Annotated in this window: 25 protein-coding genes; 8 read left to right on the top strand and 17 right to left on the bottom strand. The window is 62.6% G+C overall.

Features of this window, described 5'->3' with window-relative positions:
- Positions 1-35: 35 nt before the first annotated feature.
- Positions 36-1,370 (bottom strand): DUF2793 domain-containing protein, encoded by a 1,335-nt coding sequence (locus O4H31_RS04040; protein ID WP_269343077.1) that lies wholly within the window; start codon positions 1,368-1,370, stop codon positions 36-38.
- 235 nt (positions 1,371-1,605) lie between these two features.
- Here O4H31_RS04040 and O4H31_RS04035 point away from each other — a divergent pair, with 235 nt between their 5' ends.
- Positions 1,606-2,781: a nucleotide sugar dehydrogenase gene (locus O4H31_RS04035; protein WP_269343076.1), complete on the top strand. Its 1,176-nt coding sequence runs from the start codon at positions 1,606-1,608 to the stop codon at positions 2,779-2,781.
- 106 nt (positions 2,782-2,887) lie between these two features.
- Here the strand turns inward: O4H31_RS04035 and ureG are convergent, their stop codons facing one another.
- The 10 genes from ureG to O4H31_RS03985 all read right to left on the bottom strand — a co-directional run bounded on the left by ureG (position 2,888) and on the right by O4H31_RS03985 (position 9,890).
- Positions 2,888-3,532, bottom strand: a complete 645-nt coding sequence (ureG, locus tag O4H31_RS04030) for an urease accessory protein UreG (protein ID WP_269343075.1) — start codon at positions 3,530-3,532, stop codon at positions 2,888-2,890.
- Positions 3,529-4,176, bottom strand: a complete 648-nt coding sequence (locus O4H31_RS04025; protein WP_269344127.1) for an urease accessory protein UreF — start codon at positions 4,174-4,176, stop codon at positions 3,529-3,531. The genes ureG and O4H31_RS04025 overlap by 4 nt, the downstream gene beginning before the upstream one ends.
- Entirely contained in the window at positions 4,169-4,681 is a 513-nt protein-coding gene (gene ureE / locus O4H31_RS04020; RefSeq protein ID WP_269343073.1) for an urease accessory protein UreE, read from the bottom strand. Before ureE ends, O4H31_RS04025 begins: the two co-directional genes overlap by 8 nt.
- Before the next feature lie 10 nt (positions 4,682-4,691).
- On the bottom strand, positions 4,692-6,428 hold the full coding sequence (ureC, locus tag O4H31_RS04015) for an urease subunit alpha (RefSeq protein ID WP_269343070.1): 1,737 nt from the start codon (positions 6,426-6,428) through the stop codon (positions 4,692-4,694).
- A complete protein-coding gene (locus O4H31_RS04010; RefSeq protein WP_067630724.1) occupies positions 6,428-6,733 on the bottom strand; it encodes an urease subunit beta in 306 nt (101 codons plus the stop codon). The genes ureC and O4H31_RS04010 overlap by 1 nt, the downstream gene beginning before the upstream one ends.
- Complete coding sequence (locus tag O4H31_RS04005; protein ID WP_067941446.1) at positions 6,730-6,927, bottom strand: hypothetical protein; 198 nt, start codon at positions 6,925-6,927, stop codon at positions 6,730-6,732. Before O4H31_RS04005 ends, O4H31_RS04010 begins: the two co-directional genes overlap by 4 nt.
- A gap of 9 nt (positions 6,928-6,936) precedes the next feature.
- Entirely contained in the window at positions 6,937-7,239 is a 303-nt protein-coding gene (locus O4H31_RS04000) for an urease subunit gamma (protein WP_243268252.1), read from the bottom strand.
- 1 nt (position 7,240) lies between these two features.
- Complete coding sequence (locus O4H31_RS03995; RefSeq protein WP_419723583.1) at positions 7,241-8,038, bottom strand: urease accessory protein UreD; 798 nt, start codon at positions 8,036-8,038, stop codon at positions 7,241-7,243.
- Between the two features lie 248 nt (positions 8,039-8,286).
- Positions 8,287-9,267 (bottom strand): zinc-binding dehydrogenase, encoded by a 981-nt coding sequence (locus O4H31_RS03990; RefSeq protein WP_269343061.1) that lies wholly within the window; start codon positions 9,265-9,267, stop codon positions 8,287-8,289.
- An 11-nt stretch (positions 9,268-9,278) separates the two neighbouring features.
- On the bottom strand, positions 9,279-9,890 hold the full coding sequence (locus O4H31_RS03985; RefSeq protein WP_269343059.1) for a TetR/AcrR family transcriptional regulator: 612 nt from the start codon (positions 9,888-9,890) through the stop codon (positions 9,279-9,281).
- Between the two features lie 175 nt (positions 9,891-10,065).
- Here O4H31_RS03985 and O4H31_RS03980 point away from each other — a divergent pair, with 175 nt between their 5' ends.
- Positions 10,066-10,812, top strand: coding sequence for an SDR family oxidoreductase (locus O4H31_RS03980; protein ID WP_269343057.1), 747 nt, complete (start codon positions 10,066-10,068; stop codon positions 10,810-10,812).
- Positions 10,813-10,816: 4 nt separating this feature from the next.
- Here O4H31_RS03980 and O4H31_RS03975 read toward each other — a convergent pair whose 3' ends face one another.
- The 4 genes from O4H31_RS03975 to O4H31_RS03960 form a co-directional block, all read right to left on the bottom strand.
- Entirely contained in the window at positions 10,817-12,265 is a 1,449-nt protein-coding gene (locus O4H31_RS03975) for an FAD-binding oxidoreductase (protein WP_269343055.1), read from the bottom strand.
- Positions 12,266-12,277: 12 nt separating this feature from the next.
- Positions 12,278-13,984 (bottom strand): thiamine pyrophosphate-binding protein, encoded by a 1,707-nt coding sequence (locus O4H31_RS03970; protein WP_269343053.1) that lies wholly within the window; start codon positions 13,982-13,984, stop codon positions 12,278-12,280.
- A 31-nt stretch (positions 13,985-14,015) separates the two neighbouring features.
- On the bottom strand, positions 14,016-15,890 hold the full coding sequence (locus tag O4H31_RS03965) for a TRAP transporter permease (protein WP_269343051.1): 1,875 nt from the start codon (positions 15,888-15,890) through the stop codon (positions 14,016-14,018).
- Between the two features lie 132 nt (positions 15,891-16,022).
- Positions 16,023-16,982 carry a TAXI family TRAP transporter solute-binding subunit gene (locus tag O4H31_RS03960; protein WP_269343049.1) on the bottom strand — a complete coding sequence of 320 codons (960 nt, stop codon included), beginning with the start codon at positions 16,980-16,982 and terminating at the stop codon, positions 16,023-16,025.
- A 254-nt stretch (positions 16,983-17,236) separates the two neighbouring features.
- Here O4H31_RS03960 and O4H31_RS03955 point away from each other — a divergent pair, with 254 nt between their 5' ends.
- Genes O4H31_RS03955 through O4H31_RS03935 form a run of 5 tightly spaced genes read left to right on the top strand, consistent with a single transcriptional unit; the run spans position 17,237 to position 20,522 of the window.
- On the top strand, positions 17,237-17,992 hold the full coding sequence (locus O4H31_RS03955; RefSeq protein WP_269343047.1) for a FadR/GntR family transcriptional regulator: 756 nt from the start codon (positions 17,237-17,239) through the stop codon (positions 17,990-17,992).
- Positions 17,989-18,774, top strand: a complete 786-nt coding sequence (locus O4H31_RS03950) for an adenine nucleotide alpha hydrolase (protein WP_269343045.1) — start codon at positions 17,989-17,991, stop codon at positions 18,772-18,774. The genes O4H31_RS03955 and O4H31_RS03950 overlap by 4 nt, the downstream gene beginning before the upstream one ends.
- Positions 18,761-19,462, top strand: a complete 702-nt coding sequence (gene larB / locus O4H31_RS03945) for a nickel pincer cofactor biosynthesis protein LarB (RefSeq protein WP_269343043.1) — start codon at positions 18,761-18,763, stop codon at positions 19,460-19,462. Before O4H31_RS03950 ends, larB begins: the two co-directional genes overlap by 14 nt.
- Before the next feature lie 3 nt (positions 19,463-19,465).
- The gene (locus O4H31_RS03940) at positions 19,466-20,182 is read left to right on the top strand and encodes a FadR/GntR family transcriptional regulator (protein ID WP_243263592.1); all 717 of its coding nucleotides are present in this window, start codon (positions 19,466-19,468) and stop codon (positions 20,180-20,182) included.
- A gap of 25 nt (positions 20,183-20,207) precedes the next feature.
- Positions 20,208-20,522 (top strand): NIPSNAP family protein, encoded by a 315-nt coding sequence (locus tag O4H31_RS03935; RefSeq protein WP_243263591.1) that lies wholly within the window; start codon positions 20,208-20,210, stop codon positions 20,520-20,522.
- A gap of 42 nt (positions 20,523-20,564) precedes the next feature.
- Here O4H31_RS03935 and O4H31_RS03930 read toward each other — a convergent pair whose 3' ends face one another.
- Both O4H31_RS03930 and O4H31_RS03925 read right to left on the bottom strand, forming a co-directional pair.
- The gene (locus O4H31_RS03930; protein WP_269343036.1) at positions 20,565-21,527 is read right to left on the bottom strand and encodes a 2-hydroxyacid dehydrogenase; all 963 of its coding nucleotides are present in this window, start codon (positions 21,525-21,527) and stop codon (positions 20,565-20,567) included.
- Positions 21,524-23,065 (bottom strand): aldehyde dehydrogenase (NADP(+)), encoded by a 1,542-nt coding sequence (locus O4H31_RS03925; RefSeq protein ID WP_269343034.1) that lies wholly within the window; start codon positions 23,063-23,065, stop codon positions 21,524-21,526. The genes O4H31_RS03930 and O4H31_RS03925 overlap by 4 nt, the downstream gene beginning before the upstream one ends.
- Before the next feature lie 259 nt (positions 23,066-23,324).
- On the opposite strand from O4H31_RS03925, the gene O4H31_RS03920 reads away from it, so the two are divergent.
- Positions 23,325-24,557: an IS110 family transposase gene (locus O4H31_RS03920; protein ID WP_269343033.1), complete on the top strand. Its 1,233-nt coding sequence runs from the start codon at positions 23,325-23,327 to the stop codon at positions 24,555-24,557.
- Positions 24,558-24,894: the final 337 nt, after the last annotated feature.

Raw genomic sequence — 24,894 nt, 5'->3', positions numbered from 1 at the left:
CCCGCTGTGGCGTCAGCGGGCCGGGGCTCTTTGCCTCAGGGCATGTCGAACCGCAGATCAACCCAACGGCCCACGGGGATGTCACAGGGCGCACCCCCGGCCCAGCCATCCTGCCAGCTCACCTCGCGGGTGCGCACATCAAGCGCCGCCATCCCCGCGTCATAGCTGCAATCCACATAGACCAACCGGTTGCCATTCGCATCCTGCGGCACTTCGATCTGCCACCCTTTGGACGCAAGCGGCGGGACATCCCTCAATCTATAGTGGCCCAGCCCAATCCGTTCGAACCGCGCCGCTAGGGGCACCGCGGGCTCTTCGCTGCTGTCGTGGAACAGCCGGACAATCGGGCTCGCTTCTTTGATGAAACCATTGGCATCCACGGTCGTGTTCGCCCCGGTCCACAGGGATTGCCACGCGCCCCACGCCCCGGTTGCCCGCACGCGAAAGGCCAGACCCGGCGTGTCGATCCCCACTGCGATCTGCCACAAGTTCGCGCTCGGCCCGCCCAAGGTGCTGTTGCCGCAAAGCAGGCCAAAAACCCCATCCAGCGCCGAAAACGGATTGGCCCCGGCGGGTGCCTGTGCATGGGCGCCGCCATAGGCTGAGAAACTGCCCGAAAGCTCATGCGCGTCAAGGTCCGCCACAAGCGGCCCCGCATCCGCACCGATGCCGAAATCCCCCACGCGCAGCAGCCGTCCCACCGTCGCGTCACTCACGCTCTGCGTCAGCGCCGCGCCCGAGGCCATGCCGCTGGCGGCGTCAAAGGCCAGCGCGGTGGTCCACCCGCTGCCATCAGCGCTGACCTTGATGGCGAAATCATCCTGCCCCGCCGTGCCCATCTCGGCCCGTCCGGAGAAATCGGTCTGGAACAGCAGGCTCGCGGTATCGGCGGCGCTGGCTTTATTGAGCTTCACCTGATGCCCCGCGCCTTCGTGGGTGAACAGGCTCGCCGGGGAAGAAACCGACAAACGGTTGCCGCTGTCGTGAGCCGTGTTGATCCCCACCCCAGACAGGTTCGCCAGATCGGGGGGCGAGACCTCGGCCCAAGCGCCGGCCACCCATCGGCGCAGGATCCCAGTGGATTTATCCAAGGCAAGCCAGCCGTCCTGTGGCGTGGTGAATTGCCAAGTCTCTCCAATCCAGACGGCCAGTTCGCCGACATGACCCGCCCAAGCCGCCGTGGGGGCGGTGCCGAGGGCATGAACCTCTCCCGCCTGCGGCAGGGCTGGCGGCGTGTTGGCGTCGAAACCTTCGACCGCAAGCTGCACCAGAAGGTCCAGCCGTTGCAGCGCTTCGTTGTGGGTCACATGTTTCTGCGCCTGTGCCGGCATCAGATAGGGAAGGGACAGGCGCGCTGAGGTGTCGGGCATCGGGGCTCTCCGGGTTATGGATCACCTGAGACTGTGTGAAAGAAGTCTTTCCAGCCTGACAACCCACCGCTCGGGCGGCGCGCAACGGGGTGGGGGCTTGCCGCGCCGCCGATTGCTGAACCGGGCTGCATTCACATTTACCAATCCGCCCTAACTCCCTGTCAGGCGGCACCTTTTCAATCCGAAAGCCGCAGTCTAACATCTCGCCACCGGCACGCAGGAAAGGCCCACGCTTATGTCTATGACCAAGATCGCCGTTGTTGGCATCGGCTATGTCGGGCTGTCGAACGCGGTGCTTCTGGCGCAGCACAATGACGTGACGGCGGTGGATCTGAACGCGGACAGGGTGGCGCAGGTGAATGCGCGCCACGCGCCGATCGTCGACCCCGAGATCGAGCAATACCTCGCCCAAAAACCGCTTACCCTCAAGGCCAGCACCGAGCCGGAGGCGGCATACCGTGAGGCCGACTATGTGCTGATCGCCACGCCGACGAACTATGACCCGCGCACCAATGTTTTCGACACCTCCAGTGTCGAGGCCGTGGTGCGGGATGTTCTGGCGATCACGAAAACAGCCACCATTGTTATTAAATCCACGGTGCCGGTGGGCTATACCGCAGGGCTGTCTGCCGCGTTGGACACCGATCAAGTGATCTTTAGCCCGGAATTCCTGCGCGAAGGCCGCGCACTTTATGACAATCTGCACCCCTCGCGGATCGTCGTCGGCGAAGACAGCCCCCGGGCGCGACGCTTTGCGCAACTGCTGGCCGAGGGGGCAATCGACGATGATATTCCCATGCTCTTTACCGGTGCCTCCGAGGCGGAAGCGGTCAAACTCTTCGCCAATACCTTTCTCGCCATGCGGGTGGCGTATTTCAATGAATTGGACAGCTATGCGCTGACCAATGGGTTGGACACGCGCCAGATCATCGATGGTGTCTGCCTCGACCCGCGCGTGGGCGGGCATTACAACAACCCGTCTTTCGGGTATGGCGGCTATTGTTTGCCCAAGGATTCCAAGCAGTTGCTGGCGAACTATTCGGATGTGCCGCAGAACTTGATCAACGCCGTGGTCGAGGCGAACCGCACCCGCAAGGATTTTGTGTCAGAGCAGATCATGGCACTTGGCCCGCAGCGGGTGGGCATCTACCGGCTGGTGATGAAGACGGGATCAGACAACTTCCGCCAAAGCTCGGTCCAAGGGATCATGAAACGGCTCAAGGCCAAGGGCATCGAAGTGATCGTCTATGAACCTGTGTTGCAGGAGGACCGGTTCTTCGGTTCGGAGGTCACGCGCGATCTGGAAACGTTCAAGGCGCGCGCGGATGTGATCGTGGCAAACCGCAATCACCCCGATCTTGCGGATGTCCCGGACAAGGTCTTTACTCGCGACCTTTTTGGCGCGGATTAACGAACGGGCGGCACTCCTCAACGCGCTTGGCATGGCGGGCCGCAGCGGGGCGAGGATAGCAGCCGTTGTCCGCCTTCCGCGACCGGATGGCGGGTTTCACCACCGCCTAATCCGCAGTTGCCGGGGCCACGGGCGCAAGGTCCAATCCGCCCACCTGCGCCAGATGCTCCAGCAGGGCGTCGACCCCTTTGCCGGACTTCAATGCGCAAAAGACCGTTGGCAGGTCTGGGCGCATCCGCGCGCTGTCACGCTGCATGACCTCAAGCGAGGCCCCGACATGGGGCGCGAGATCGGTCTTGTTGATCACCAGAATGTCGGACTTGGTAATCGCCGGTCCGCCTTTGCGGGGGATTTCCTCTCCCGCTGCCACGTCGATCACATAAAGCGTCACATCCGCCAGTTCAGGGCTGAAAGTGGCCGACAGATTGTCGCCGCCGCTTTCGATCAAGACCACGTCCACCTCAGGGTGGCGCGCGACCATCTCTGCCACGGCGGCAAGGTTGATCGAGGCATCTTCGCGGATTGCCGTATGCGGGCAGCCGCCGGTCTCGACCCCGATGATCCGGTCTTGGGGCAACACCTGCATCCGCATCAGCGCTTCGGCATCCTCTTGGGTGTAGATGTCATTGGTGATCACGCCGATAGACAACCGATCCCGCAAGGCGCGGCACAGCGCTGCCGTCAGGGTGGTTTTGCCCGCGCCCACGGGGCCGCCGATGCCGACGCGCAAAGGGCCGTTGTTGCGTTTCATGTGCGGAAAATCCTCGAATACTGGGTTTCGTGTTTCATGGCGGCGATGTCACCTAAAAAGGCGGTGGAGGAGAGATCGTCGAGCGTGCCTGCCGCCGCTGCCTCGGCAACTTCGAGACAGACCGGCGCGAGCGCGCGGATGACGATCTGCCCCTCGGTCTGCCCCAAGGGAATAAGGCGCATGCCTGCGGTGGCAAGATTGGCGGCAAAGGCGTGCAAGAACATCGCTAGCGTTTGGCGCAGCGGCAGCCCTTGCAGACGCGCCGCGTGTCCTACGGCAACAGGATAGCAAAGCGGCGGCAGGTCGACCTGCCAGATCGCGGCACTTGCGCGGGCAAAGGCTTCGCCTTGCAGCACGGTCTCTTTCAACCGTTCGGCAGAGGCGGCAAAGGCGCGGGCCTTCACGTCGATCTCTGCCGGGTTATCCGCGCGATAGGCCGCCGCAAGAAACAGCGCATCGGCCTGACCCGCGCCGTGCCGCAGCACGCTGGACAGCCAGTCGGCCAAAGCATCCTGGTCCGCCACCGCCCCGTCCTGCACCGCCCATTCCAGCCCGTGGCTATAGGCAAATGCCCCCACCGGATAGGAGGGGGAGAGCATCTGCACCAGCGTCAGAAGCGCCTCGGCCTGCAGGGTTTCAGCCATGCGCGTGGTCGTGGTGCTGGGCCGGGTCGTGATCATGAACGGCGTGGTGAACATGGCCGTGGTCATGCCCATGGGTGCGCCCATGGCCATAGGCGCCGCCTTCCGGGCGGAAGGGGGCAGTGATCTCTCGCGTGGCGGCACCGATCTGGCCAAGCATTTTGGCGATCACATGGTCGCGCTGGATTACAAGCCGGTCGGTATCGATCTGGCAGGGGGTATGGCGGTTGCCGATGTGCCACGCGATGCGCGGCAGGTCGGGGCCGGTCACTTCCAGCAGGGCTTCGTTGGCGGCCACCACCTCAACCACGCGCCCGTCGGCCAGAACAAAAGCGTCGCCGTGGTCAAGCGAGGTGGTCTGCGCCAGATCGACCAGAAACGGCAGCCCGCCCGCCGTGGTCAGCACCTTGCGGCGCAGAAAACGCCCGTCATAGGTCAGCTCGACCCGGTCACTGGCATCGGACCACGCTTCGGCGCGGCGCATGTCTTGGCAAAGAATGGGGGTCATCTCGGTCTCTTCAAAACAGGAAATAGCGCTGCGCCATCGGCAGCACAGAGGCAGGTTCACAGGTCAGCAACTCACCGTCGGCGCGCACCTCATAGGTCTCGGGGTTGACCTCGACCTCGGGCAGCGCATCGTTCAGTTTGAGATCGCGCTTGCCGATCTCGCGGGTGTTGCGCACCGCAAGCGTCTGTTTGGCAAGGCCAAGCCTGCCGCCCACGCCCGCCGCCTCTGCCGCTTCGCTGACAAAGACCACGGCAGAGTTTTCCACCGCCCGGCCATAGGCCCCGAACATGGGCCGCGAATAGACCGGCTGTGGCGTCGGGATAGAGGCGTTTGGGTCGCCCATCTGCGCACAGACGATGCTGCCTCCCAAAAGCACCATTTCGGGCTTCACCCCGAAAAAGGCAGGGTTCCAGAGCACCAGATCGGCGCGCTTGCCCTCTTCGATGCTGCCGATATGGGTCGAGATGCCGTGGGCGATGGCGGGGTTGATGGTGTATTTCGCAATGTAACGGCGGACGCGGAAGTTGTCGTTGTCGCCCGTCTCCTCGGCCAGCCGTCCACGCTGCTTTTTCATCTTGTCGGCGGTTTGCCATGTGCGGATCAAGACTTCTCCGACCCGGCCCATGGCCTGACTGTCGCTGGCGATGATGGAAAAGGCCCCCATGTCATGCAGGATGTCTTCGGCGGCGATGGTCTCTCTCCGGATGCGGCTTTCGGCAAAGGCCACGTCCTCGGGGATGGATTTATCAAGGTGGTGACAGACCATGAGCATATCCAGATGCTCTTCCAGCGTGTTGACCGTGAAGGGCCGCGTGGGGTTGGTCGAGGAGGGCAGCACATGCGCTTCGCCGCAAATCTTGATGATATCCGGCGCATGGCCGCCGCCTGCACCTTCGGTGTGGAAAGCGTGGATCGTGCGGCCTTTCATGGCCTTTACGGTATGTTCGACAAAGCCGCTTTCGTTCAGCGTGTCGGTGTGGATCATCACCTGCACATCCATCGCGTCGGCGACGCTGAGGCAGCAGTCAATCGCGGCAGGGGTGGTGCCCCAATCCTCATGCAGTTTCAGCGCACAAGCGCCCGCGTTGATCTGCTCTTCAAGGGCGGCGGGCTGGCTGGCGTTGCCCTTGCCCGCGAAAGCGAGGTTCATCGGAAAGGCATCGGCGGCTTGCATCATGCGCCCGATATGCCAGCCGCCGGGCGTGCAGGTGGTGGCCAATGTGCCATGCGCGGGGCCAGTGCCGCCGCCGAGCATGGTGGTTAGCCCCGAATGCAGCGCGTCTTCGATCTGTTGCGGGCAGATAAAGTGGATGTGGCTGTCAAATCCGCCTGCGGTCAGGATGCGCCCCTCGCCCGCGATCACCTCGGTGCCCGGTCCGATGATGACATCGACCCCCGGTTGCGTGTCGGGGTTGCCTGCCTTGCCGATCTTGGCGATGCGCCCGTCTTTCAGCCCCACATCGGCTTTGTAGATGCCGGTATGGTCGACGATCAGCGCGTTGGTGATGACCGTATCAACGGCCCCGCCTGCGCGGGTCACCTGCGACTGACCCATGCCGTCGCGGATCACCTTGCCGCCGCCGAATTTGACCTCTTCGCCATAGGCGGGAGCGTTTTGGCCGCTGCGTTCGGTGGTCAGGTCGCGCTCAACTTCGATGATGAGGTCCGTGTCGGCCAGCCGCACCCGGTCGCCCACCGTGGGGCCGAACATGGCGGCATAGTCACCGCGTTTGATCTGTGCAGGCATCAGAGGTCTCCCATCACCGCGCTGTTAAAGCCAAAGATCCGCCGCGCCCCGCGGATCGGGATCAGCGATACCTCACGCCGTTGGCCGGGCTCGAACCGCACAGCGGTCCCCGCCGCGATATCAAGCCGGTGCCCTCGTGCCGCCGCGCGGTCAAACTCAAGCGCCGGGTTGCTCTCGGCGAAATGGTAATGGCTGCCCACCTGCACCGGGCGGTCGCCGGTATTGGCGACCATGAGCGTGATCGCCTCGCTATCGGCGTTCAGGGTCAGCAGGCCTGCCGCCGGAAAGATCTCTCCGGGGATCATGCTTTGGCTGTTTTTAGGTGGCGCATGGCAAGGATCAGACCCGACAGCACAAAGGCCAGCCCGGCGACGATATAGACCGCCAGCGATCCGTCGCTCTCTGCACCATGGCCATGGGGGAGAGGCGCTGTATGGGCAAAGGCCGCCATGGCAAGCGACATGAGCGGCAGGGCAAGAAGGGGGGCAAAACGCGGCATGAAATGTCCTTATCTGATGGGGTTGTGCACGGTGACCAATTTGGTCCCGTCGGGGAAAGTGGCTTCGACCTGCACCTCGGGGATCATCTCAGACACCCCTTCCATACAGTCTTCGCGGGTGATGACATGGGCACCGGCCTGCATCATATCGGCCACGCTGCGCCCGTCCCGTGCGCCCTCGACCACGGTGTCGGTGATGAGGGCGATGGCCTCGGGGTGGTTCAGCTTGACCCCCCGCGCTAGGCGCTTGCGGGCGACCTCGGCAGCCATGGAGATTAGCAGTTTGTCTTTTTCTCGCGGGGTCAGTTGCACGTTAGGTCATCCATGATCGGGGGAGGGTGTCACCGCTCAGTTCGCCCAAGATCGGGACGAGCGATTGGCGAAGGTCGAAACTGTCTGCCGCGAGGATCCGCGCGATCAGCAGGTCAGGGCCGATGAGACTGGCTCCGGCGCTGTCGGGCAGTTGGCCGCGGAGCGGGGCAAGCCGCGCTTCGGCATCGGGCGCGACATAGATAATCGTGGCAAGGGCGCCCGCGCCCGCCGCGATATGAGGGGCCGCCAGATGGGCGGTGACATCGCCGCTAAGCGTCATCGCGTCGTGGAACAGCGGGCGGCCCGCGCGGGTGACCTCGATCCGGTCGCGGAAATGGGCCTGTCGAAGGGTTTCACCCATGGCGGCGCGGCCAAAGACCAGCGGCTCAACCAGCAGGAGGGAGGCATTTTGCGCCAGATCGACCGACAGCCGCCGTCGCAGCGCGCACCCGTCATAAAGGATCGTCTCTTGCGGCAGCCAATGCAGCGTCGCGCCGGAGTCTACGGCGAGGGAGTTGCGCAGGTTTGCCACTTGCCCCGGTTGCGCGCGATAGGCGCGTTCGGCGGCCTGCGTGGTGAGGCTGAGCGCCGCTCGCGCCTCAGCGCAGGCGGTCAGGGCAAAACTGTCGCCGCCCGTGATGCCACCTGCTGAATTGATGACGATGGCTTGCAACAGCGCGGGGTCGGGGCGGGGGAAGAGCAGCTTCATCGCGCCCGACTGGCGCAATTCGCCGATTGTCGACTCGCCCCGCGCGGCCCTAGCCGTCACCATCGCAGCACCGATGGCGCGCGGCTGCACCGGGGTCGCTTGGGGGCTGTTTATGCTGGTGTCGACGAGAATGAGAACGGCTCCGCCCGGAAAGGTCTGATGATTTTTTAATCACCATAGAGACGGGTGAGAGTCATCGCCGAGGCGGCGTGGGGCCGCCAGCGCACTGCATTTGCCTAAATAAAGGACGCAAATTCGCGGATGTGTCGTAATCTTGGGCGGTCCAAGAATGGCGCGGCGGCCCCGCGTTGAGGGCCGCCGCAGTTGTTAAATCCCGATCAGGGGCGCAGCATGACCTTGCCGCCACGTCCGGTGGTCAGCGCGGCTTTCATTGCCTCGGTCACCTCGGCCAGCGGATAGGTGCCGCCTGTATCGAGGGGGAGCTGCCCCTTCGCGGCGAGTTGCACCAGCTCACCAATCAGACGGCCGCGCGTCTCAGCCGCCATGTCACCACTGACACGCGAGCCCCAGAAGCCTTTGACGGTGATGTGCTTCATGATCAATTCGCCCGAGGACATGGAAAGCGGCTGGCCCGTCGCCGTGCCGAAGACGATCAACTCACCATCCTTGCCCAGAAGCTCGACAAGTTGGCCGCCCAATTCGCCGCCGACGGAATCAATGGCCGAAACCGCGCCCGCTTTGCCGATCAACTCGCGCGCTTTGCTTTGCCAATCCGCATCTTCGGTGGACAGGACATGCTCCGCGCCGGTGTCGCGCATTTCTTCGGCGGCACCTTCGCGGCGAACAAGGTTCAGCAGCTTGATCCCGCGTGCCTTGGCCAGACCGACCATGATCTTACCCACGGCACCATTCGCTGCGGTTTGGATCAACCAGTCGCCTTCGCGGACCTTCAGGGTCTCCAACAGGGACAGGGCGCTGAAGGGCATGGCGATCAACTGCGCGCCGGCCTCGTCCGAGATTGCCTCGGGCAGGGGCAGCAGGCCCGCGGCGGGGGCGGTGAAATACTCGGCCCATGCGCCGTGGAATCCAGCCGCGGTGACGCGCTTGCCGATCAGCGCTTCGTCAACGCCTTCGCCCACGGCCTCGACGATACCAAGCGCTTCGGAGCCGCCGATGGCGCCGGGCAGTTCGGGCTTGTAGCCATAGTTGCCGCGTACGGTCCAAAGGTCGTGGTTGTGGATGGGCGAGAGCACCATGCGGACCAGCGCTTCGCCAGCGGCTGGCGCAGGCTTGTCGGTTTCGCGGGTGGTCAGAACCTCGGCGGGCTCGCCGAAGGTGTCGTGGATGGCAGCGAACATGCTGTTTCCTTTCAGGTTGGGAATTGGCCCCCAGTGGGGGAGAGTTGGGCAGAGGTTTCAGCGCGCGCCATGCGCAGAGGCGCATCGCTACGCGCCAGCTTGGCCAGCACCGCAGCGCCGAGCCATTTGGCATAGAGCATGCGGGCGGTGGTCTCAGGGGCTTCGAGCGCACGAACGGTCCCATCCTCTGCGCCTTGACGCAGAAGTTGGGCAATCCGGGCGACCAGAGCATCGACACCCTGATCCAGCGTTTCGCGCATCGTCTCCGATAGATCGGCGACTTCGGATCCGAGTTTCACCACCAAACAAGCGCTGGCGATCCCCGGGGCGCTGGATTGGCTGAGCCATGCGTCCCAGAAACTGTCGAGTTTGTCGCCCGCCGTTCCCGGTGCTGCAATCAGCGCATCGACGCGGTCGAGATAGGCCTCGACGTAATCGGCCAGCATCGCGGTGCCAAAAGCCTCTTTCGACGCGAAGTAATAGTAGAACGAGCCCTTGGGCACGCCGCTTTCGTTCAGAATGCGCGACAGGCCAACGCCAGAGAACCCGTACCGCAGCACGAGGCTACGTCCGCTGTCCAAGATGCGTTGCCGCGTCTGATCTGATTTCTTTGCCTCTGTCATGAGGGGCATCTATGAAATAATAGACCGGTCGTCTAGTGCGCTCGCGCGAATGTGAGGCGGGCAAGTTCGATAGTGCATCATTTTGGAAGACGGCGGAAAAACCTATTCTTGCGTATTCATATATATTAGATTCCAAGCAGCGGCCTCAGGGCGCCAAAACGAATGGAATGGTAAGATGGATCAAAAGATTGCTCTGATAACAGGGGCCGGGAGCGGCGTCGGCCTCGCCTGCGCGCATCGGTTGGCGAAAGACGGTTTCACTCTCGTTCTCACCGGGCGGCGGCAGGATAAGATCGACGCCGCCTGTGCTGCGCTTGACGGACAGGGGCATATCGCCGTGGCTGCGGATGTGGGGGTTGAGGCGGATGTTGCCGCGCTTTTCGAACGGGTGGAGACGACCTTTGGGCGGCTGGATCTGCTGTTCAACAATGCCGGGCGCAATGGTCCGGCGGTTGAGGTGGACGACTTGAGCGTCGCGGAGTGGAACGACATCGTCGCGACCAATCTAACCGGGTCATTCCTCTGCGCCCGCGCGGCCTTCGCCTTGATGAAACGCCAAAGCCCGGAAGGCGGGCGGATCATCAACAACGGCTCGATCAGCGCGCATGTGCCGCGCCCCCTCTCGGTGCCCTATACGGCGACAAAACACGCGATCACCGGGCTTACCCGCGCGCTGTCGCTCGATGGGCGAGCGCATGACATCGCTTGCGGGCAGATCGACATCGGCAATGCGGCCAGCGAGATGACGGAGCGGATGAAAGACGGCATCCTGCAGCCCAACGGCAGCCGCATGTCAGAGCCGCGGATGGACGTGAACGACGTGGCCGGAACGCTGTCCTACATGGCGAAGCTGTCGCTCGACTCCAACGCCATGTTCGTCACCGTGATGGCCACCAAGATGCCGTTTGCAGGGCGCGGCTAAGCGGTCAAAGCACCTTGCCCGGGTTCATCAAATGGCCCGGGTCGAGGGCGGCTTTGATCTGCTCCATCAATTCCAGCGCGACCGGGTCCTTGTAGCGGCGCAGCTCGGCGCGTTTGAAGGTGCCGATGCCATGCTCGGCTGAGAATGAGCCGCCCATCTGGTGCACGATATCATGCACGATCCGGTTGAAGGCACCGTATTCGGCAAGGAACGGCGCATCCGCCATATCCACCGGACGCGACAGATTGAAATGCAGGTTGCCGTCGCCGAAATGGCCGAAAGGGCAGGGCCGCAGGCCGGGCATGTGGTCCATACAGGCTTGGGTCGCCTCGCGGATGAAATCCGCCACGCGGGACACCGGGACCGATACGTCATGTTTGATCGAGGCGCCTTCGGGCTTTTGCGCCTCCGACAGGTTTTCCCGCAGCGCCCAAAGCGCGTCTTTCTGCGCCTCCGATGCGCCGATTACGGCGTCAATGATTTCTTCCGCCTCAAAGGCGGCTTCCAACGCCGCCTCCAGCCGGGCATCAAGGTCGGCCTGCGCGCCATTGCCAGTGAGTTCGATTAGGCAATAGGCCGGATGCGCCTCTGCCATCGGGTCGCTACAGCCGGGCGCGTGGTCGATCACCATTTGCAGGCCAAGCCGGTCGATATATTCAAAAGTCGAGAGCGTGTCCGCCGTTTGGCCGCGCATCCGCGCATAAAGCGCGAGTGCGGGGTCGGGGCCGGTGCAGGCCACCAGCGCGGTGGCACGGGCGGTGGGTTTGGGAAAGAGCTTGATCACCGCCGCCGTGATGATGCCAAGCGTTCCTTCGGCCCCGATAAAGAGGTGTTTAAGGTCGAAACCGGTGTTGTTTTTACGCAGCCCGCTCAGATCATTCAGCACCCGGCCATCGGGCAGCACCGCTTCGATCCCCAGCACCAGATCGCGGGTATTGCCGTAGCGCAGCACCGCCGTGCCGCCCGCGTTGGTCGAAAGGTTGCCGCCGATCTGGCAGGACCCTTCGGAGGCGAGCGACAGCGGGAAGAGCGCGTCGACCTCATCCGCCGCCGCTTGGATATTGGCGAGGATACAGCCCGCCTCGACCGTCATGGTGGCGTTGGTCGGATCGACCCCCCGAATGCGGTTCAGCCGGTCAGTCGTAAGGATGATCCCGCCGTCCGGCACGCCGCCCCCCGCCAGACCGGTGTTGCCGCCCTGTGGGGTGACCGGCACCTCGGCTGCATGGCACAGGCGCATGCAGGCGGCGACCTCCTCGGTGGAGCCGGGGCGGATGAGGGCCAGCGCCGTTCCGCGCCGGAGCCCGCGATCTTCGATCAGCCGCGCGTCGAAATCCTTGGCGTCGGTCACGACATGGGCGGCGCCGATGGCTTGGCGCAGATCGTCGAGCAGGGCGCTATGGTCTTGCCCGTCGGTTTCGGGCGCGCGGCGCGGCGCGGTCAGAGTGGTCATCTGGGTCATCCTTTAGCGCTGGTCGGCGTCAACTTTTTTCTGCGCCGCCGCGCGCAGCTTGCTGATCGTGGTGCGGGTCGAGATTTGCTCGGGGTCGGTTACAAGCTCGATCAGGGCCGGGCGGCCACTTTCGCGGGCGCGGGTGAAGGCGGCGGCGAAATCTTCCGTCTTGGTCACCCGTTCAGCATGAGCTCCCAGCCCCTCGGCCATTTTGACGAAGTCTTGGTTCTGCAGCGTAGTGCCTGAGATCCGTTCGGGGTGGTCGCGTTCTTGGTGCATGCGGATGGTGCCGTAGATGCCATTGTTGAACAGCAGCACGATGGGCCGCCCGCCATATTGCGCGGCGGTGGCCAATTCATTGCCGCTCATCATAAAGCCACCATCGCCGACGAAGGAGAGCGTCAGACGCTCCGGCTCCGCGATCGAGGCCGCGACAGCGGCGGGCACGGAATAGCCCATCGCACCACAGGTCGAGCCGACAATCCGGCCCGGACGCCCAAAACGCAGGAAGCGCTGTGCCCAGCCGGTGTGGTTGCCCGCGTCGAGCGTGACCACCACATCATCGGGCAGCTCATCGCGCAGCTGCGCAAGGGCCACCCCCATGTCGAGATCCCATTCCCCGCCATTGGGCGCTTCGGTGTCCGTCAGATAATCGGCGTGAAGTTTCTCGCACCATGCGCCCCATGCGTCTGCTCGGCCCAGATTGACACCGTCCAAGGCGGCAGCGACTGAAACGGGTGCTGCGGCAATGCCCAGATCTGGCGAATAGACCCGCCCAATCTCATCCGCATCAGGATAAAGATGTACCAGCCGGGTGTCTGGGTTGGGCGATTGCATGGTGGTGTAGGTCTTGGTCGTCATCTCCCCCAATCGTGCGCCGATCACCACGAGCAGATCCGCGTCGCGTTGATGCGCATAGAGGCTGGGCGCGGTGGAGGTGCCGAAATCGCCTGCATAGACGGGAGAGAGGTTGTTTACGATATCTTGTCGCCGGAAAGAGGTGGTGACGGGGATCTTGTTGGCCTCGGCAAAGCGCGTGATGGCCGCGGCACTTTCATCCGACCAGCCCGAGCCGCCGAGCAGCAGCAGGGGCCGTTCGGCCTGCGCGATCTCGGTTTTGAGCATGTCGAGATTGTCAGGTGACAGCCCAGCATGGGTCGCCGTATAGGGCCGCGCGTCGGCGACGGAAACCACCTCGGTTAGCATGTCCTCAGGCAGGGAGATCACGACCGGGCCGGGGCGGCCCGATGTCGCCACGCGGAAGGCGCGGGCCATATATTCCGGCACCCGCGCCGGGTCGTCGATCTGCGTGGCCCATTTGGCGATGGGGCCGAACATGGCGCGGTAGTCGACTTCCTGAAAGGCTTCGCGGTCGGTGGTGTCGCGGGCGATCTGGCCCACGAGCAGGATCATCGGCGTGCTGTCTTGTTGCGCGATATGCACGCCGATGGCCGCGTGGCAGGCGCCGGGGCCGCGGGTGACCATGCAGATGCCGGGGGTGCCGGTCAGCTTGCCATAGGTCTCAGCCATGTTGGCGGCCCCGGCTTCGTGCCGCGCGTTGATGAGGGTGAAGCGGTCCTGCACGTCATGCAGCGCATCCAGCACCTCAAGATAGCTTTCGCCGGGCACGCAATAGGCGGTGTCGGCACCGTGGATCAGCAGTTGATCCACAAGGACCTGTCCGCCGGTCCGCGCCTTGAGGGAAGTTTTTTGCAGCATGGAGAAGGCTCCGTTTCGTTCGTTCTAAGATTTAAGTATGTGTGGCGGCTTGGTTTTTCGGGCTGGGGTTCCTGGCCTTTTGGAAGGCCAGGATAACGCCCGCGATGACCAACCCCGAGGCAGTGAGCCGCAGATCGGGATAGATCAGCAGCAAGGAGGCCCCGAACAGCACCACCGACAGCACATTGGACAGTCTGCCGAAGTAGTAGCGCTGCAAGGCGGCGGCCAGCAGGATGACCCCGATTGTGGCCTGCAAAAGGACCAGCGTGATCTGCGTGACCGAACCCTGCATCAAGATCGCCGGTTCATAGACGAACATGAAGGGCACGATAAAGCCGGTGGCACCGAGTTTCACGGCAGCCCAACTCGCCTCGACAATCTTGGCATGCGACAGGGTGTTGGCCGCATAGACCGCCATGGCGACGGGAGGAGTAATGGCCGACAGGATCGCGAAGTAGAACACGAAGAGATGCGCCGCTTCGACCTGAACGCCCAGTTTCACCAGCGCCGGCACCAGCAGGGCGACCTGCACGATATAGGCGGGTGTTGTCGGCATCCCCATGCCAAGGATGATGCCCGCGATCATCGACAGGAACAGTGCGATGACCAGCGTATCTTGGGCCGCTTCGATCACAAAGTTCGAGAAGGTGAGGCCAAGGCCGGTGATGTCGATCACGCCGACCACGATGCCCGCACAGGCACAGGCCGCGGCAATCGCCAGCACGTTGCGCGCGCCGCCCTCAAGCGCTTCGAGGATGTTGTCGACGGTGACGTAATGCCGTGTCGTCTTGCGCAGGGCCGCGACCGGCACGACCGAGATGATACCGCAAAGTGCTGCATAGGGCGCTGAGTAGCCCAACATCAGCACACCCACGATAATCGCCAACGGCAAGAACAGGTGGCCACGCTCAAGAAGTACGGTTTTCAGCGGCACTTGATCCTCTTTCGGGACCGAGCCGATGCCCTTGCGCTTGGCCTCAAAATGGACCGCAGCAAAAAGAGCCACATAGAACAGGATCGCGGGGGCAAGCGCATATTTCGCGACCGTCAGGTAGCCCACGCCGAGGTATTCGGCCATGACGAAAGCCGCAGCCCCCATAACGGGAGGCATGATCTGACCGCCTGTCGAGGCAACGGCCTCTACCGCGCCCGCGAAGGCGGGTTTGAACCCCATGCGCTTCATCAGCGGGATAGAGAAGGTGCCGGTCGTCATCACATTGGCCACGGCAGAGCCGGAAACGGAACCGAAGAGGCCGGAAGTCACACAGGCCACTTTGGCCGGGCCGCCCACCTGGCGCCCCGTAAGTGCTACGGCGAAGTCCATGAAGAGTTGGCCGACGCCCATCCGTTCGACCAATGAGCCAAAGAGAATGAAGAGCACCATATAGGTCGCCGAAACCGCGATCGGGATGCCGAAGATGCCTTCGGGTGTCATGAACAACTGCTCAAGGATCACCGACGGTAGGGTGGAGGTGAAAGCCAGACCGTAGCCGAGAAACAGCAGGGCCGTGATGGGCAGCATCGGCCCAAGCATCCGTCGCGTGGCCTCAAGCAGCAGAACCACAAGAATGATCCCCACCACGATATCCATCGGCATCAGCGGATCGACGTAGAGGAACCGCTGCGTGATGTAATTAAGGTTGAACGAAGGATAGAGCGCGGCCCCCGAGGCGATCAGCCCAAGCACCACGTCATACCAGCGCGGCACATCATTGCGGAGCCCCTTGCGGTTGACGGTCAGGAAGATCAGCAAAAGCGCCAAAGCGACGTGCACGCCGCGCATGATATAGGGGTTGGGCGGGCCGACAAAGGCGACATAGAGATGCCAAGCAGCCATGCCGATCAGGATCAGCCTTGCTATACGGGTAATCAGGGGCATCTTTTCCAGAAAGATCGACAGTTGCATGGGGGTTCTCGCGTCTAGAGTGGAAGGCGGCCCTTATGTGGCATTGCGCAGGATGCGCGGGGCAGAGCCTTTAAGGGTGTAGGTCGGACGGAGCGCTTGGCCCCGGCCGACCCGTTTCTCGTCAGGGGAGGATTACATCCCCGGGACGCCACGCTCTGCGTAGAACTCTTTCGCGGCGGGGTGGAAGGGCACGCCGATGTCGGTGGCCATTTCCTCAACCGTCAGGTCTGCCATGGATTTGCTGATCGCGGCAAAGCTGTCGTTGTTGTCAGCAATCGCGCCGAGCACCGATTTGATGATCTCACCGTCATAGTCGCAGGGCGCGACCATATGGGTGTCGTAGCTGATCGCGTGCACGGTCTCATCAAAACCGGGGTAGGCGCCCGCTTTGACTTCGCGACGCTGGAAGGCGGCGTTCTTGTCTTTGAAGTAGGCAAAGGTCTCTTCGTCCACGTCGACCAGACGGATTTTGCGCGAGGACGCCAGATCCATCACCGAACCGGTCGGCAGCGACGAGCCAAGGGTGAAGAAATCGGCCTGACCGTCTTTCATCTGCGAAGCAGAGTCGGAATAGGACGTGTTGGCCACGCTATCGAGATCATCGAACGTCATGTCAGCAGTCGACAAAAGCTCGCGCGTCAGGAATTCGCCGGTATTGCCAAGCTGCTGCGTGGTCAGACGTTTGCCCTTCATGTCGGCGATGGTCTTGATGCCGGAATCCTCAAGCGCGACGATCTGGAAATACTGCGGATAGAGAATGCCAAGGTTGCAGACATTGGTGGTCGCCTTGCGGAATGGTTCTTTGCCCGACAGACTGTCCACGGTCGAGATCGAGTTGGCGAATGCGATGCCAAAGCGGCCCGCGTCCACGCCGACCACGTTGGACACGCCCGCGCCCGGCGTGACGGTGATGTCCATGCCGGGGTTCTCACGCTCAACAATCGCCTTGATCGCGCCGCCCACGGGATACCACGACCCGCCCTGCTGGCCGGTGGCCATGACAAAGCTTTGCGCATGTGCGGCGACGCCGGCGACGGTGAAAAGGATGGTGGCCGCGGCTGTGCGGCGCAGTGATTTCATCATTGGTGACATAGAAACTCCTCCCGAGTTTTAACTGTGTATCGGCAGTAACTGGATGGGTTCCGGGCTCCCCCCTGACATCCTCTTGCCGTAGGACCGCAGACTGCGGGGGAATCGTCAGCCTGTCAATTAAAAATACAAATTTAGGGGGATTTCCTCTTACTTGTAATGTTGTATTCTGCTTGTAATGCAGCGAACGGCCCTAGTTACTGATTATTGACAGCTTGTCATACAGGTGCTCCAATCGGCGAAAGGATGTTGTTATCATGACTGGAAATCTTCAGGCGACCGCGCCCCTCGTCGATGGTGCGACGCTCAGCGATCAAGTGACGGAAGTCCTGCGCCATAATGTCGTGAACGGCATCTGGGGCGTTGGGGATGTGCTGCCGTCGGAAACCACATTGGCCAGCGATTTCGATGTCAGTCGCACCGTGATCCGGGAGGCTGTCTCGCGGCTCAAGGCGGAAGGCATGCTTTCCAGCCGCCAAGGGCGTGGAGCATTCGTCGCCAGCGATCGGCCCCGGCAGGGCTTTGCGATTCCTGAGCGTGATATGGAAAGTCAGCGCAAGCTTGAGCAGATCCTAGAGTTGCGCATGGGGCTTGAGATCGAAGCCGCCGCCATCGCCGCCGCCCGTGCAACGCCCGAAGCACGCGCGGAAATCCAACGCGCCGCCGCCGCCTATGATCAAAGCAACAAGATCGGCGGTCCGGCGGTCGCCGCGGGTGTCAGTGCTGACCTTGGTTTTCACCGTGCAGTCTGCGAGGCGACCGGGAACAGCTATTACCTCAGTCTTTTCAACTACCTCGTCGCCAGCCTGCGCGAGACGATGCTGGCCGGGCGTTTGCAGGCATTGAAACGCGGGGGCGAAAGCCGGGATGCCATTCAAGAACACTATGACATTGCGGCCTCTATTGCTCAGGGCGACGCCGAACGGGCGCGTCAGCGGATGCGCGACCACCTTCAAATGTCGAGCGGGCGTCTCTTGGCGCAACTCAAGACAGAGGATGGATTGGGCGAGTGACGGTTCCTGCCGCGCTCCAAGCCGCGCTCGCGCGGCCCGCATCATTGACCATCGCGCTTAGCGGGGGGATCGATAGTCTCACCCTTTCTGCCGCCGCGGCCAAGGTGCGGGGGGCGGAGGGGGTTACGCTTTGCCACGCGGTTTCGGCTGCGGTCCCTTCGGCGGCGACGGCGCGGGTGAAAGACTTTGCAGCCGCTTGGGGTCTGCCGCTGAAACTGGTGGATGCGGGCGAGTTCGCCGATCCGTCCTACCGCGCCAACCCGGTGAACCGCTGCTATTTTTGCAAGTCGAACCTCTATGGCACATTGGCGCGGATGGGGCCGTTGGTGGCGGCGGGCACCAATACCGACGATCTGTCAGACTACCGCCCCGGTTTGCAGGCCGCGGCGGAGCATGGCGTGCTGCATCCTTTCGTCGATGCGCTGATGTCAAAAGCCGATGTGCGCGCCTTGGCGCGGGCGCTTGGGCTGGGGGATCTGGCGGAACTGCCCGCGGCCCCCTGTTTGGCCAGCCGGATTGAGACTGGTCTGCGGGTGGAGCCTGCGGATCTGGCGGTGATCGACCGGGTCGAAACCTTGCTGCGCGCAATGTTGGGCAATATCACCCTGCGCTGCCGCCTCCTGCGCGGGGGCTGGGTGGCGGAGGTTGATCCGCGTGTTTATGAAGACCTTTCCGCGCAAAAGCGCAGGTCTATCATAGCGCAGGTCCGGCGGGCCACGGATGACGGGCGCGCGGTAGATCTGCGGGCCTATTCAAGAGGAAGTGCATTTGTCCATCAATGAGAAAGGCCCCGACGGGCATCCAGACGTGACCTTTGACCGAGGCCGCGGCGGGCGTATCGGCATCGAAGAGGCCGTGCTTTGCGAGCATAAAGCGGTGGCGCAGATTGCCGCGATCATCGGCGATGCGGCAGCGGAGGGCCGTAGGTTGTTGCTGACCCGGCTAACGGCAGAACAGTTTGACGGCTTGCCTGCAGAGTTGGCCCAATCGGTTGATTACTGCACCGCCTCGCGCACCGCCATTCTGGGAGGGATCGGGCCTTTGGGCCGCGATCCCCGCATCGCCCTCGTCAGTGCAGGCACCTCTGACTACGCGCCCATGGCCGAAGCGCGGCGCACGCTCGCCTATGGCGGGATGGACGCGACCGAAGTGTCGGATGTAGGCGTGGCCGGGCTTTGGCGTTTGCTCGCGCGGGAAGAAACGCTGCGTGAAATGGATGTCGTGATTGTCTTTGCCGGGATGGACGCGGCCCTGCCGTCGGTCGTAGCCGGGCTTGTGCCGGGGGTGGTGATTGGTGTGCCGACCTCCGTGGGCTATGGTGTGGCCTGCGGCGGGAGGGTCGCGCTCGATTCGATACTCGCCAGCTGTGCGCCGGGGGTGACGGTGGTGAACATCGACAACGGCTATGGGGCTGCGACTTCGGCCTTGCGGCTGGCCAATATGATGCGCCGCGCCGCGGCGGGAGGGTAGCCGGTGACAGCACCGAAACTGAAGATCAAGAAACGGCAGACCTTGGCCGACCAGCTTTACGGGCAGGTGCTTGAACAAATCGTGTCGAACAAACTCGCCCAAGGCGAAAAGCTGCCGTCGGAAAACCAGATCGCCACGGCCTTCGGCGTGTCCCGCCCCGTGGTGCGTGAGGCGCTGCGTAAGTTGCAAGAGGACGGGCTGGTCGAGGCGCGGCGCGGCGTGGGCACTTTCGTGCGGCGGCGGCCTTCGGAAAAGCTGATCGAATACGCCACGGCGGGGTCGGTTGCCGGGCTGATGCGCGCGATGGAGGCGCGGATCACGATTGAAAAAGCCACCGCCCATATGGCCGCGCAGCGTGCCAGCCCCAAGGATATCGCCCGGATCGAGGCAGCCTTGCAGGCGCTGGAGGCATCCATGCAGGCGCGCGATCCGTCTTTTGACGCCGATTACCAATTCCACCGCGCCATCGCGGCGGCCTCGGGTAATGAGGTCTTCGTGCAGATGCTCGACTGTGCGCGCGGTTCGATCGAACAGGGGATCGATGTGGCGCAAAAGCTGACGCGCCAAGGCTCGCAGGCGCGGATCGACGTGGTGATCAGCGAACACCGCCAAATCCTCGAAGCGATCCGCGCAGGCGACAGCGAAGTCGCGGGCGTGTCGATGGCCTATCACCTTTTGCAGGCGCGGGCCCGGATCACCGACCACGCCGGTATCGCATGACGCCAACATCCCGAAAGGCCCCTTTATGATCTACGACCACCGCACCTATTGTTGCCGCCCCGGCACGATCAAGAAACACCTCGCGCTCTATGCCGAATTCGGCTTCCCGGCGCAGCGCCGCATCCTGGGCGAGCCGGTGATCTATGCGCAGGTCGAGACGGGCGACGTGAATTCCTTCGTGCATATCTGGGCCTATGAGGACGCCGCCGACCGTGCTGCGCGCCGAGCGCAGATGGCGGCAGATCCTGAGTGGCAGGCCTATCTCAAGAAAAGTGCGGAGGCGGGGTATCTGGTGAGCCAGACCAATAAGATCCTCATGCCCGTTCCGCTCGAAGCCTAAGTGGGGTGCCCTCGGCCTGAGGGTTCAGGCCGAGGGCTCGTTTCAAGTGACGATGCAGCTTTCATCGATCCCGCGCCCTTCGTGGAAAGCGCGGATGTTGCTGGCCCAATGGTTGACCATGCGTCTGAGGTTATCCTCGCTATGGCCGCCGATATGGGGCAGCGGCAGGACGTTATCGAGGCGCAGAAGCGGGTTGTCCGGCTCGACGGGCTCTTCGGTGAAGACATCCAAAGCCGCGCCCGCGATGCGTTTGTTTGTCAGCGTGTCGATCAAGGCCGCCTCATCAATCAGCCCGCCGCGCCCGGTGTTGACCAGCAGGGCATCGGATTTCATCCGCGCCAGTTCCGCCGCGCCGATGGTGTGGTGTGACGCCTCAGTCAGCGGCATGTGCAGGCTAACGATATCGCAGGTCTCAAGGATCTCGTCCCGCTCGGCAAAGCGCGCGCTGGTGCCTTCGGCCTCTCCTGAGCGGCGGTAATAATGCACCTCGCAGTCAAAGCCCGTCAGCCGTTTCGCCACGAGTTGCCCGATGGCACCAAAACCGATCAGCCCGACCTTTTGACTGCTGAGGTCCCGCGCGCCGGGGACGATCTCTGGCACGATCCACTTGCCCGCGCGGGTGTTGTTATAGTGCAGCGGAATGCGGCGCAGGGCGGCGATCATCATGCCGATGGTGAGATCCGCAATGGTGGGGGCGTTAACGCCGGGGCTGCGCGCCACGGTCACGCCCATTTCTTTCGCCAGATCCACCGGGATCTTGTCATAGCCGGTGCCCCATTGATGCACGAGGCGCACGCTATCGGCCCCGCGCAGAACCGAGGCCGGAAGCCCCCGCCCGCGCGGAACGATATAGGCGGCACCTTTCACCGTCTGGGCGAAATCCTCTTCGGAATAGGACGCCGCAAAGCGCAGGTCGAGCCCTTCGGCATAGCCGCGCACTTTGTTCTGCATATCCTCCGGCATCGCGTCGAGCACGGCGACGGGGCCGATCAGATCGCCGCTCATGTCGATGCCCCGCGCAGGTCTTCGGGCAGCAAGGCTTCGGGCAGGTTCTGGTAGGAGACCGGTCGCAGGAAGCGGCGGATCGCCATTGTGCCCACCGACGTCGCGCCAAAGTTGGTGGAGGCCGGGTAGGGGCCGCCGTGCACCATGGCGTCACACACCTCGACCCCGGTGGGGAAGCCGTTCACCAGCACCCGGCCTGCCTTGCGTTCAAGGATCGGCATCAGCGCTTTGGCGGCTTCGGTGTCACCCTCGTCCATCTGGAGTGTCGCGGTTAACTGGCCTTCGAACCCTTTGGCAAGCTCTTGCATCTCATCGCCCGACGAGACCCGCAGCACCAGACCCAAGGGGCCGAAGACCTCTTCCCCAAGCGCGTGGTCTTGCAGGTAGGTCTCGGCGTCGGTTTCAAAGAGGTTCGGCTGGGCGCTGCGCCCCTCGCTGTCATTGCTCAGCAGCGCGCGCACGGCGTTGCGTCCGGTGAAACGTTCCTTGCCATCGCGGTAGGCTTTGGCGATGCCGTCGGTCAGCATGACCTGCGGGCCGACCTGCTCCAGCGCCTCTTTTGCGGCGGCGACAAAGGCGTCGCCCTCGGCCCCCTTGGCCACGACCGCGATGCCGGGGTTGGTGCAGAACTGCCCCGCGCCCATGGTCAGCGACCCGGCCCAGCCAGCGCCGATTTCCGCGCCGCGGTTTCGAGTGGCCTCGGCCAGAACGAACATCGGATTGACCGAGCCCAACTCGCCAAAGAACGGGATCGGCTCGGGGCGTTGCGCGCAGAGATCAAACAGCGCGCGGCCACCGCCGAGGGAGCCGGTGAAGCCAACGGCTTTGATCAGCGGATGCTGCACCAGCGTCTGGCCCACCTCACGGCTGTTGGCATGGATGAGGGAGAAGACACCGGGATGAATGTCGCATTTCTTGATCGCGGCATGGATCGCTTCGGCCACAATCTCCTCCGTGCCGGGATGGGCGGAATGGCCTTTCACGACGACCGGGCAGCCCGCCGCCAGCGCCGCGGCGGTGTCACCGCCTGCGGTGGAGAATGCCAGCGGAAAATTCGACGCGCCGAATACCGCAACCGGGCCGATGGGGCGCTGGATCATGCGGATGTCGGGGCGGGGCATGGGTTGGCGCTCGGGCAGGGCACCGTCGACACGACGGTCCAGATGGGCGCCTTTGCGGATGTGATCGGCAAAGAGGCGAAGCTGGCCCATGGTCCGTCCGCGCTCGCCCTGAAGGCGGGCAGTCGGCAGGCCAGATTCGCGCGCGCCAACTTCTGTGATGATATCCGCGCGGGCCTCCATCTCGTCTGCGATGGCGTCAAGGAAATCGGCGCGGCTCTCGCGGCTTGAATAGGCGTAGGACCAAAAGGCGTCCTCGGCGGCTTCGCAAGCGCGGTCCACATGGGCCGGGGTGCCGCTTTGGAATTGGTCGCTTTCGCCGGTGGCGGGGGAATTGGCAAAGGTTTCTCCGCCGCCGACCCATTCGCCTGCGATCAAGTGCTTGCCGTGGGGGTGAAATGTCTTGCTGTCAGCGCTCATGATCAATCCTTGTCGGTTTGCTGTGTCAAAGTGGGGGAGGACTGCGCCATGGTATGAACCAACGCATCCATCTGCCGCGTGAGCAGCCAAGCGTCGCCCGCGATGGCGACGAATTCGATACCGTAACACCTTTGGAATGAAGCTGATTGAGAGGCTATGGCCGCCTGCGCAGCCTCCAGATAGCGCAGCAGGTGGTCATAGCCGGGTCTCGGGTCCCTACAGTGGTTTTGCACAAACCACACCGCAAAGGAGACCAACTATGACCAAGATTATTGTTGCACAAGATGCCCCTGTTTTGGTGGCTATCGACATCGCCAAGGCCCGGCATGAAGTTTTGATCGCTATTCCAGATAAGAAACGGCGACGTCGATTAACAGTTTTGAACGAACTCGCCGACTTCAACCGCCTCGCCACCGCACTTAAGGAATACGGACGCCCAGTTCGTGTGGCCTTTGAGGCGACTGGCAATTATCACCGTGCCTTGGCTTACCATCTGGCAACTTCTGGCTTCGAGGTAAAGCTGGTGTCCTCAGTGGCTTTGGCGCGGACGCGCGAAGCCCTCAATAACAGCTGGGATAAGAATGACCCAAAGGACGCGCAAGTGATCCTGCATATGATGGAGATCGGAAACGAGCAATATTACCACGACCCTCTGGTATGCGGCACGAATGACATTCAAGAGCTGTCCAAAACCCACGATATCGTCTCCAAGTCGAAGACTGAACTTTGGCACCGGGTGTTGACCCATTATCTGCCGCTGTACTTCCCTGAAGCGGATCGGTTTTACCGCAGCTCACGCAGTGATTGGTTCTTTGCATTCCTTGAGCGTTATCCATCACCACATTTGATCACAGCGATGGGCAAAGCCGCTTTCACCGCTGATGCTTGGGACGTCATTGGGCGCAAGGTCGCGAAAGAGCGTTTGCTTGCAGATATTTACGAGACAGCTAAGTCTTCAGTGGGATTGCCGGTTGCCCCAGATTCTGATGCGCTCAGAATGTTCCGCTTGGTCCTTGGAGAAGGCCGCAGTCTCATTGCCCAACGCAATCAAATTGAAGATCGCGCCGTCGCGCTTCTCAAGGATCTACCTGACTATCAGTTGCTGACATCAATACCTGGGATCGGCCCGATCAACGCTCTGACCATCCTCGCAGAAGCTGGCGACTTGCGCCGTTTTGGACATCATCGGCAGTTCTTGAAGTTCTGCGGCATGGACTTGGCAACCATTCAGTCGGGCACATTCCGGGGCCAAACCAAGCTGTCAAAATACGGGAATGCCCGCTTGCGCCGCACCCTATGGATGGCTGGTCAGGTTGCCATACTGCAGCGCACCAACAGCTTCCGGGATAAGTTCGAGCGCTACATCGCTAAGGACCGACAAAACACCCATTTGCGCCGAAAGGCGTATTCCGCAATCGCCGCCAAAATGGCCCGCACAGTTCACGGGATCATTAAACATGGCGAGCCCTATCGCCCCTTCTTTGAGGGGTGATCGATCGCAGAAGGACCTTTCTCTGTAGGTGCCGTGGAGGCAGGTAACTGACCTCGTAGATAATGTTCAGGCCTTCTGTGTTAGCGACCCGATGATCTCGTCTTAAGGACGGTGAGAGCCGCAAAAGCGTACTCTGTGTTTGTTATGGGAGAGACTGTCGTTGACAAAAAGCCGAACTGAGGCATTCTCTGAACGTGTCGAGGCACTCGATACGACAATGACCTGATGCCAAATCAGCCTGTTATTCCGCGCATAGGACGTTGTCGCTGACCACCATGCATGGATAGCCACGCACCTGGGCGATGTTATCGAGCTCGCGGCTAACGCGCTGCCCCGA

This window comes from Sulfitobacter dubius (assembly GCF_027214245.1).
In the GTDB taxonomy this organism is placed as follows: Bacteria; Pseudomonadota; Alphaproteobacteria; order Rhodobacterales; family Rhodobacteraceae; genus Sulfitobacter; species Sulfitobacter dubius_A.
Note: the sequence above shows the minus strand (reverse complement) of the source record. Positions and strands in the feature narration are given on the sequence as shown.